This is a genomic window from Streptomyces sp. NPDC045955 (genome assembly GCF_056430805.1).
In genome coordinates this window covers 274,245-281,855 of the sequence record NZ_JBWKKY010000001.1, presented here as the reverse complement: position 1 = coordinate 281,855, position 7,611 = coordinate 274,245, and the positions used below count along the sequence as shown (strand labels likewise).

At 72.1% G+C, this 7,611-nt stretch carries 6 protein-coding genes; 4 read left to right on the top strand and 2 right to left on the bottom strand.

The window, feature by feature from the left end:
* Positions 1-1,275, bottom strand: a 1,275-nt coding sequence (locus AC07F0_RS01280) for a CocE/NonD family hydrolase (RefSeq protein ID WP_478972685.1), incomplete at its 3' end; no start/stop codon positions are given.
* Positions 1,276-1,355: 80 nt separating this feature from the next.
* Between AC07F0_RS01280 and AC07F0_RS01275 the strand changes: the two genes are divergently transcribed.
* Positions 1,356-2,075: a TetR/AcrR family transcriptional regulator C-terminal domain-containing protein gene (locus tag AC07F0_RS01275; RefSeq protein ID WP_478972682.1), complete on the top strand. Its 720-nt coding sequence runs from the start codon at positions 1,356-1,358 to the stop codon at positions 2,073-2,075.
* Between the two features lie 61 nt (positions 2,076-2,136).
* On the opposite strand, the gene AC07F0_RS01270 is transcribed toward AC07F0_RS01275, so the two are convergent.
* Positions 2,137-3,552, bottom strand: a complete 1,416-nt coding sequence (locus AC07F0_RS01270; protein WP_478972679.1) for an MFS transporter — start codon at positions 3,550-3,552, stop codon at positions 2,137-2,139.
* Positions 3,553-3,795: 243 nt separating this feature from the next.
* Here AC07F0_RS01270 and AC07F0_RS01265 point away from each other — a divergent pair, with 243 nt between their 5' ends.
* The 3 genes from AC07F0_RS01265 (at position 3,796) to AC07F0_RS01255 (ending at position 7,600) form a co-directional block, all read left to right on the top strand.
* Positions 3,796-4,728: a helix-turn-helix domain-containing protein gene (locus tag AC07F0_RS01265; protein WP_478972676.1), complete on the top strand. Its 933-nt coding sequence runs from the start codon at positions 3,796-3,798 to the stop codon at positions 4,726-4,728.
* Between the two features lie 320 nt (positions 4,729-5,048).
* Positions 5,049-5,690 (top strand): maleylpyruvate isomerase N-terminal domain-containing protein, encoded by a 642-nt coding sequence (locus AC07F0_RS01260; RefSeq protein ID WP_478972673.1) that lies wholly within the window; start codon positions 5,049-5,051, stop codon positions 5,688-5,690.
* Between the two features lie 905 nt (positions 5,691-6,595).
* Positions 6,596-7,600, top strand: coding sequence for an ABC transporter substrate-binding protein (locus AC07F0_RS01255; RefSeq protein ID WP_436727233.1), 1,005 nt, complete (start codon positions 6,596-6,598; stop codon positions 7,598-7,600).
* Positions 7,601-7,611 lie beyond the last annotated feature (11 nt).

Genomic DNA, 7,611 nt, shown 5'->3' with positions numbered 1-7,611 from the left:
GGACCCTGCCCCGCCTGCGGACCCTGCCCCGCCTGCGGACCCTGCCCCGCCTGCGGACCCTGCCCCGCCTGCGGACCCTGCCCCGCCTGCGGACCCTGCCCCGCCTGCGGACCCCGCCCCGCCCGCGGACCCCGTGTCGGCTCGCCGGTCGAGATGCCCCTCAGCGGTGGGAACCCATGAGGTGGTGCATGAGGTGGTCCCGGAGGCGGTGCCGGCGCAGCCGGACGGCCAGTCGTCGAGGTCCCGCCACACGTCCTCGCCGCCGACGTGCACCCGCACCCGCGTGGGACGCAGCCCGGAGGGCTCGCCGCACAGGTGTGCCCGCAGCCAGGCCAGGCTTTCGGCGAAGACCTCGGGCCAGCCCTGCTGCATGGCGGAGGTGTGGGTCCAGGGCCCGACGAGCAGGGCGGTGTCGCATCCGGCCTGGCGCAACCGGGCGTACTGCTCGAAGGTCTGGTCGACCAGGGCGTCGTACCGTCCGGTGATCAGGCTCGTCGGGACGCGCAGCCCCTCGGCCGCCCGCGCCAGGGACGCGCCGTCCCAGTACGGGTCGCCGGCGTCCGGGTGTGCCATCACGTCGTCCAGCCACGGCACGTCGCCGAGGGCGGAGGCGTACGCCCCGCGCAGGGGCCGCGCGGTGACGATGTCGCGCATACGGCGCTGGAAGCGCAGCGTCGCCCTGGCGAACGGCGCGATCCCCCGGTGCTGGTACGTCATGCCCAGGCCGACGAGCAGGGCGTTCTCCAGCCGGAGAGCGCCGTCCGCGTAGAACAGGGCGTAGGGGTCGTGCAGACCCACCTGGACCACCATGGCCTTCAGCTCCGGCGGCGGGTCCAGGGCGAGCGCCCACTGCACGTATCCCAGGTAACTCGGGCCGATCGTCCCCAACGTCCCGTCGAACCACGGCTGCCGGCGCAGCCAGGACACCGTGGCCCGGCCGTCGGCGGCCTCGTTGCGCCACAGATCGAACACGCCGCCCGAGCCGCCGGTGCCGCGGCAGCTCTGCAGCACCACGTGGAAACCCTGCTCGGCGAAGAGCATGCCGTACATGGGGGACCAGGGCAGACCCCTGCCGTAGGGCGAACGCACCAGGAGGGTCGGGAAATCGCCGGCCGTCCGGGGGAAGTAGTGGTCCGTGAGCAGCGGACTGCCGTCGGCGCCCGGCACCACCAGCCCCGGCTCCCACCCGGCGTCGTGCCGCTTGTCCGGCAGGCCGCGCCAGATCGCCCTCATCATCCGCGAGGACAACGGCGGCTTCCCACGTCGTGATGCCATGCTTCACTCCTCATTCTCGTACGTCGTACGAGAATGGAGGATGCTTGGATGGCGGTGCACGGGACGGGAGGACGAAGACGGTGACGCGTGACGGCGGTGGGCCCGGAACCCCGGGGACCGACCCACAACAGCTGTGGCTGGCCCCCGAGCAGCCCCGCAGGGGCCGCAGGCCGGGCTTCAGCCGCGAGGCGATCACGGCGGCCGCCGTCGCCCTGGCCGACGCCGAAGGGCTCGAAGCGGTCACCATGCGGCGGGTCGCCGCACAGGTCGGAGCCGGAGCCATGTCGCTCTACAGCTACGCCTCCGACAAGGAGACGCTGCTGGAGCTGATGGTCGACCACGTCAGCGGCGAACTGCCGGCGTCGGAACCTCTCACCGGCGACTGGCGCGCCGACCTGAAGACCATCGCCCACCGCCAGCGCGACCTCATGCTCCGCCACCCGTGGCTGCCCGCCGCTCTCTCCACCCGCCGCAGCCTGGGCCCCAACACCCTGGCGTTCCTGGAACACGCGCTTGGCGCCTTGCGCCCCACCGGTCTGGACGGCGCGGCGAAGCTGGAGGTCTTCGCCCAGCTCACCGCGTTCGTCGCCGGACACGTCACCTACGAGATCACGCAGGCGGCAGCGGCCAGGTCCCCCGACCGGGCCGCGGCGGAAGCCCGCTATCTCGCCACCGTCGCCGCGGACGGCCACCACCCGGAACTCGCCGAAGCCCTCGCGTCCCCCGTCCGCGCCGTGACCCCCGACGCCACCTTCACCCGCTTCCTCAACCGCCTGATCGACGGCCTCACCACCGACTGATTCCGCTCCGCTTACCTCGGCTTCCCTCCGCTCCCGCCGCGAACTGGCCCCGGGCACGGGATCAGCTACGGGGCAGGACGAGGCGCGAGAGGACGGCGGTGGCGAACAGGAGCGCGGCGACGGCGAGCAGGCCGATGCGCATGCCCGGGAGGGAGAAACCCCCGCCGGGGCCGGCGAGCAGACTGCCGAACAGGGCGACGGACAGTGCGCCACCGGTCTGGCGAAGGGAGTTGAGCAGCCCGGACGCGGTGCCCGCGCGCTCCTGCGGGACGGCGTCCATCAGCAGCGCGGTCAGCGCGGGCACCGCCAGCGCCCCGCCGACGCTCAGCGGCAGCAGCAGGACGAGCACCAGCCACACCGGGGTGTGCGGGGCCAGCGGCAGCATGGCCAGCATCGCCCCGCCGAAGACCAACTGCCCGGCGACGATCACCGGCCGCCGCCCGATCCGCTCCGCCAGCCGCGGCGACACCAGGTTGGTCGCCGTCACCACGGCCGACATCGGGACGAACATCAGCCCGGCCGCGATCGCCGACATCCCGCGCAGCTGCTGGTAGTACAGGCCGAGCAGGAAGATCCCGCCGTAGAAGGCGGCGTTGAGGGCGAAACCGACCGCGAGCGGGACGGCCACCCGGCGGTCCCCCAGCATGCCCAGCGGGACCATGGGCTGCCGGTGCCGGGCCTCCACCACGGAGAAGGCGTACCCGGAGGCGAGCGCGAGCGCGGCGGCGGCCAGTACGGGCCCGCTGGTCCAGCCGCGGTGGCCGCCCTCGATCACCGCGAACGCCAGTCCGGCCAGGGCCAGTACGGCGGTGAGCTGACCGCCGCCGTCCAGTGCGGCTGGCCGGCGCGGGGAGCGCGGCACCCGGACCAGCAGGCCCAGGATCACCGCGCCCACCGGGAGGTTGAGCAGGAAGACCGCCCGCCAGCCGGCCGAGTCGGTGAGCAGCCCGCCCAGCACCGGGCCGGCGGCCATCGCCACCGAGCCGCCGACCGTCCACAGCGCGATGGCGCGGGCACGCGCCCGGGAGTCGTCGTAGGCCTGCCGGATCAGCGCCAGCGAGGCCGGCATCACGATCGCGGCGGCGGCACCCTGCGCCACGCGCGCCCCGACCAGCACGCCGATGCCGGGCGCGAGCGCGCAGCCGAGCGAGGCGAGGGTGAACAGGGCGACGCCCCACGCGTAGGCGCGACGGGCGCCGATGCGGTCGGCGAGGGAGCCCGCGGAGAGCATCAGGGCCGCGAACATCAGGGTGTAGGCGTCAACCACCCACTGGAGCCCGGCCATCCCGCCGCTGAGGGAGTCCCGGATCGCGGGCAGCGCGATGTTCACGGCCGAGACGTCGACGGTGATCACGGTGAACCCGAGCAGCGAAGCGACCAGTGCGACGCCGCTGCGCCGCGGCCGGGCGGGGCCCTCGGCGGGCGGCGACTCGGTTGTCCGGGCCGGGGACGGAGACGGGGCGGGGGTGGCCGGCATGGTGAACTCCTGGTGCAAGGGGACGACTCCAACAGCGAAGACCGGGCGGGCGGCCAGCCCGTTTCCGAGGCCGCGGACCGGTGTCACGCACCCCCTGGGCCCCGGCGGACGGGCCGCCCGCTCCGGCAGTTCGACTCTCCTCCCGCACATGGCCGCGCGGCAGACCGCGCTGTACCCGGGGTGCGGCGTTCCAGGCCCTGACACGGCCCCCCACGCTCCTCGACCGCCTGCGACAATGGCCGGATGGCAGCAGCGGACACGAGGGGCACGGAGCTCGGCCGATACCTGAAGGCCCGCCGGGCGCAGGTACGCCCGGAGGACGTCGGTCTCCCGGCCGGCGCGGGCCTGCGCCGCACTCCCGGACTGCGCCGTGAGGAACTGGCCGCGCTGGCCGGAGTGAGTGTCGACTACTACATCCGTCTGGAGCGCGGCCGGGAGACCAACCCTTCCCCCGCCGTGGTGGACGCCCTCGGCCGCGCCCTGCGGCTGCGGGGCGACGGTTACGAACGCCTGCACGAGCTCGCGGAGCTGGCCTCCGGCCGGCCCGCCGAGCTGCCGGCCTGCTCGGACCACACCGTCCGCGAGTCGGTCCTGCGGATGCTGGAGTCGGTGCGCCCGCTGCCCGCGTACGTGGTGAGCCGCTACAACCGCCTCCTGGCAGCGAACCCGCCCGGCCGACGGCTGATGCCCGGACTCTGGGACTGGCCCGAAAACCAGCGCAACCTGACCCGCTACCTCTTCCTGCACCCGGTCGGCCGGACGCTCTACGAGCCGTGGGAGGAAACCGTCGCCTCCTCGGTGGCACATCTGCGGGCGGTCGCCGGTGCCGACCCGGACGATCCCGAGCTGACCGCGCTCGTCGGCGAACTGATGCTGAAGTCCGCGAAGTTCGCGCAGCTCTGGGAGCGGTACGACGTCTGCGAACGTGGCGGCGGGCAGAAGTGCTTCCAGCACCCGAAGGCCGGCCCGATGACCCTGACCTACGAGGTCATGCGACTGGCCCGGACGGGTGGCCAGCGCATGGTGGTCTACCAGGCAGCCCCCGGCACCCCGGACGAAACGGCCATGCTCCGCCTGGACCCCGCGAACACCCACGCGAAGCCGCCGCCCCGGAAGCCCGCCGCCGAGCCCCGCCCCACCGCCACGCCCTCTCCGACCCACGCCTCGGCCGGCTGACACCTGCCGCTGTGCCGCCGGTGATCAAGACGGCTACGTCTGGTCGCCCCGCCCCACGGTGACGTTGACCGCCGCAGGGCCCGGTTCCGGCGCCGGTCCACCCCCGCTCTCTTTGTCATCCGTGCGCTTTCGCACCAACGGCCGCCTCCGCCCGGCGCAGGCCCGGTAGGTCAACACCGCGGCTGCGGTGGCCGGCGTGCATCGGGCGGGCGGCCGTGGAGCGCGTCCCTGGAAGACCGGCCGCTCCGCAGCTGTGCGACCGCCGGTTCACGGCGTGGACGCAAGCTCGGTCCGGATCTTGATTCTGGGACGATGCCCGCATGACTGATGAGATACGGAACGCGTATCTGGAGGCGGCCGAGAAGGCCGTGGACCTGCTGGCCACCGAGCAGGTGGCCCACCGTTGGAAGGACGAGTCCGTGCTCGCCGGGATGTCGGTGGGCGGACTGGCCGGTCACCTCGCCCGGAGCGTCCTGCAGGTCGAGTGGTTCCTCGACGGCCAGGTGCTCGGCGCGGAACCGGTGTCGCCGGTGCGGTACTACGCGCGACTCGTCGGCACGGCGAAGCCGGACTCGGCCCTGAATGTCGGGGTGCGTGCCCGTAGCGAGGAAACAGCCACAGCCGGTCCGGCTGCCGTGGCCGAGCAGGCACGGGTGGCGTGGGAGCGGCTGACGCGACGGCTGAGCACGGAGCCGGTCGATCGACGGGTGGAAGTCCTCCACCGGCCGGGAGAGGAGATGCTGCTCAACGGCTACCTGCAGACTCGTTGTGTCGAGCTGGCGGTGCACATCGAAGACCTCGCGCTCAGCGTGGGCACTGATCACCGGGCGCCCGACGCCGCCCTCGCCATAGCGGTGGACGTCCTCGTCGCAGCCGCCCGCGACCGGCACGGGGACCAGGCCGTGTTGCATGCGCTGGCCAGGCGCGAGCGCGACGTTCACCAGGCCCTGCGAGTGCTGTAGCCCGGTCCCGCCACAGGGACGTCCTGCTCGTCGTCCCTGACCTCTTGCCCCCACCGCCGTACCGCCGCGGCGTACGCGCTCCTCGCAGCGGGACTGTCGCCGTCATAGCGCTGCCCTCATTTCGCGGCTACGACCCGGACCAGCATGCAGCGAGGGACCGTGAGCGAGCCGTCCGTCCGGCATTCCGCACGGAGTTCGATACTTCGTTCAGCGATGGAAAGGTATGGCCATGCCTGCCGGGCGTCAATATCTCTGCCGAAGAAGGCCGCTTCCGCGTCGGGCGACCGGCAGGCCGCCGGCCTCGCCCGCTGCTCCGCGTTACCCAAACGTGATGGCCTGCTTCTCGCGCAACCTCTTGACCAGGGGGGACGGTGGGCGCTCATATGACCTCCGCATCACTGACCACTTGAGGGAGGTACAGCCGTGGCGCATCCGGGGCACAGCAGCACCTCCCTGGCAGGTCGCGACCAACGATTAGACGGCCCCCCTTAGACGGCACTCCTTGTTGCGGAGGCCGGGCGAGGTGAGCGCCCGTACTCCCTGCGACGCCACGCGAGTTCCAGTTCGCGTCCCGGACTCATCGCCCGCATCGTCGACTCGACGCCCGCGCCGGCCGGACGACGCCGGCGCCACGACCACATCGCCGGCTCCTCCCTGGCCCCTCCCTGCCCCCCTGATCGGCTCCTCCGGCGCCGCACACATCGTCGGCTCCCCGACCCCCGCATCCGGCCGCTCCCGGCCTCACCCCGCCCCAGACCACCCTCTGACGGCACGCGCCGCATGTTCAATATTTCGAACGTTGGTCGGTCCGCAGAACGTCGTCACGTCCACGGTTCCCGACGGAACGTCAGAAGCCGCAGCAACCGCGTCCGTTCCCCGGGCCGGCTCAACGAAGGAGATCAAGCATGCTCAGCAGAAGGAACTTCCTCACCGCGGCGGTCGGCGTGGCGGCTGCGACCGGACTCGCGGCCTGCGCCAAGGAGGACGGCAAAGCTGCCGCCTCCGCCGGCAGCGGCAGCAAGGCGATCACCCTCGGCTTCTCCCAGGTCGGCTCGGAGAGCGGCTGGCGCACCGCCAACAGCGACTCGGTGAAGTCGGCCGCGAAGGACGCGGGTTACACCCTCAAGTTCTCCGACGCCCAGCAGAAGCAGGAGAACCAGATCTCCGCGATCCGCAACTACATCGCGCAGAAGGTCGACGTCATCGCCTTCTCGCCGGTGGTCGTCACGGGTTGGGACGCGGTGCTCAAGGAGGCCAAGGCCGCGAAGATCCCGGTCGTCCTCACCGACCGCTCCGTCGAGACCTCCGACGACTCCCTGTACGTGACCCTGGTGGGCTCCGACTTCACGGACGAGGGCCGGCGCGCCGCCAAGATCCTGGAGAAGGTCCTGGAGAAGGCGGGCCACAAGGGCGCCGTGAAGATCGCCCAGCTTGAGGGCACCACCGGCGCCGCCCCCGCGATCGAGCGCGCCAAGGGCTTCAAGGAGGTCATGGAGGCGGACCACGCGGACGACTGGAAGATCGTCGTCAGTCAGACCGGTGACTTCACCCGGGCCGGCGGCAAGCAGGTCATGGCCGCCTTCCTCCAGTCCAACCCGGACATCAACGTGCTCTTCGCGCACAACGACGACATGGCCATCGGCGCCATCCAGTCCATCGAGGCGGCCGGCAAGAAGCCCGGCAAGGACATCCTCATCGTCTCCATCGACGGCGTGAAGGACGGCTTCGTCGCCATGTCCGAAGGCAAGATCAACGCCATCGTCGAGTGCAACCCACTGCTCGGCCCGCAGTTGATGGAGGTCGTCAAGAAGGTCAAGGACGGCGAGACGGTCGAACGCTGGATCAAGACCAAGGAGAGCGACTTCATGCAGGACCAGGCCAAGGACGCGCTCCCCACCCGCAAGTACTGACCGACCGTCCC